Origin of the sequence: Roseovarius sp. E0-M6, from assembly GCF_037083845.1 — a bacterium.
Classification (GTDB): domain Bacteria; phylum Pseudomonadota; class Alphaproteobacteria; order Rhodobacterales; family Rhodobacteraceae; genus Roseovarius.
Map to the genome: position 1 here is coordinate 1 of NZ_JBAPLA010000017.1, position 779 is coordinate 779.

Below are 779 nucleotides of genomic sequence, written 5' to 3' on the forward strand. Positions count from 1 at the left end.
TAAAGCATCCGACTTTTAACCTGAGACATATCTGGCAGCCTTGAAGTAATTCCAGCACTCGTCCGGGGAGAAGAGGTCGCATATTTCCGCGAGAGCGCTGAACATGTCGGTAAATGTTCTCGCCCCTATCCTGCGCAGGTGGGCCTTGAGCTTCGAGAAGGCCATCTCGATCGGGTTCAGGTCTGGGCTGTATGGTGGCAGGAACAGGAACCAGCATCCGGCTTCGCGCATGGCTTTGGCGGCAGCGGCATTCTTGTGTGTGGCGAGATTGTCCAAGATGACGACGGTGCCTGGCTCCAGTTCAGGAAGCAGGACTTGCGTGACGTAGGCAGCAAAGGCTTCGCCGTCCATCGCCCCCTTGATGACCCACGGTGCGATCAAGGCATTGGCGCCGAGGCCTGCGATGAAGGTTTGCGTCCCCCATGATCCGAACGGAGCATCCATCACCAACCGCTCGCCGCGCTGCGACCAACCCCGTTGGCGGGTCAGGTTGGTTTTGACGGAGGTTTCATCAATAAAGACAACGCGCTCTGGCTGGGCTGTGACGGCTGGAAGGCGGTGCCTGAACCACTCGTCACGCAGCTTTCTTACCCGTGCGCGGCGCCGCTCGGTGGCGACCAGTGTCTTTTTTTATACGTGAAGCCGAAAGCGTTTCGCGAAAAACCTGAATCACAGATTTGCGCGAAACGCAGCGCAACATTCAGGCGTTGCACGCGTTTCGCCTTTCGCTGATGTCTCAGGTTAAAGGCGAAACGCTTGAGTTTGCGGAGGAACCGGCC

Annotated in this window: 2 protein-coding genes; both read right to left on the reverse strand. The window is 57.8% G+C overall.

Annotated elements, in window-relative coordinates; translation table 11 throughout:
* Positions 1–15: 15 nt before the first annotated feature.
* Positions 16–621: an IS630 family transposase gene (locus tag V8359_RS19280; protein ID WP_336430777.1), complete on the reverse strand. Its 606-nt coding sequence runs from the start codon at positions 619–621 to the stop codon at positions 16–18.
* Positions 588–779, reverse strand: a 192-nt coding sequence (locus V8359_RS19285; protein WP_336430776.1) for a hypothetical protein, incomplete at its 5' end; no start/stop codon positions are given. The genes V8359_RS19285 and V8359_RS19280, both read right to left, overlap by 34 nt.